This window comes from Streptomyces sp. NPDC005070 (assembly GCF_053600395.1).
The window spans coordinates 1-1,099 of sequence record NZ_JBSFZS010000579.1; the positions used below are offsets into that span (position 1 = coordinate 1).

General features: G+C 70.4%; 1 protein-coding gene. It reads left to right on the top strand.

What is annotated here, in order from left to right; genetic code table 11:
* Nucleotides 1-1,099: PEP/pyruvate-binding domain-containing protein (locus tag ACWEBX_RS41310; RefSeq protein WP_451889802.1), on the top strand; the 1,099-nt coding region annotated here is incomplete at both ends.

Consider the following 1,099-nt stretch of genomic DNA (forward strand, 5'->3'; position numbering starts at 1 on the left):
GCGCCAAACAGCGTGCCGTTCAGGCCCTGCCGGGCGGTGGCACGCGGGACGTGGTGATCGACGCGCGGCGGCGGGAGCAGCCGGCGCTGACGGATGAGCAGGTCGTACGGCTCGTACGGCTGGGGCGGCGGATCGAGGCGCACTTCGGCCGCCCTCAGGACATCGAATGGTGCCTGGCCGACGACGACTTCCGGATCGTGCAGAGCCGGCCCATCACGACACTCTTCCCCGTCCCGAAGGCCGACGACCAGGAGAACCACGTCTACGTCTCCGTCGGCCATCAGCAGATGATGACCGACGCCATGAAGCCGCTGGGGCACTCCATGTGGCGGCTCACGGCCATGGTGCCCATGCACGAGGCCGGCGGGAGGCTTTTCGTCGACGTCACCCGGCGCCTGGCCTCGCCCGCGAACCGGGCCGCCCTCCTGGACGTCATGGGGAAGGGGGATCCGCTGGCCAGAAGCGCTCTGGAGACCGTCCTCGACCGCGACGCCTTCGTCCCCTCGCTCCCTGATCCGGCTCCCGGCGGGCCCCCGGCAGCCGACGGGTCCACCCCGGCCGAGGCCGATCCCGCGATCGTCACCGAACTCATCGAGCGGAGCCGGGCGTCCGTCGCCGCCCTGGCGCGCGACATCCGTACGAAGACCGGAACGGCGCTGTTCGACTTCCTGCTGGAGGCCTTCGAGGAGCACAAGCGGGTCCTCGGTGATCCGCTGAACATGCGGGCCATCATGGCGGGGATGGAGGCCACCTGGTGGCTCAACGACAAGCTGCTGGAGTGGCTGGGCGAGAAGAACGCGGCCGACACGCTGACGCTGTCCGCTCCCGACAACATCACGTCGGAGATGGGCCTTGACCTGCTCGACGTCGCCGACGTGATCCGCCCACGGCCGGAGGTGGTGGCGTTCCTGCGGGGCGTCGAGGACGACGGCTTCCTGGACGAGCTGCCGAAGCTCCCCGGCGGGACCGAGGCCCGGGACGCCATCGAGGCCTACCTCGACCGGTACGGCATGCGCTGCGTCGGCGAGATCGACATCACGCGGCCACGGTGGCGCGAGCGCCCCGCCACGCTCGTACCCGTGATCCTCGACAACGTCAG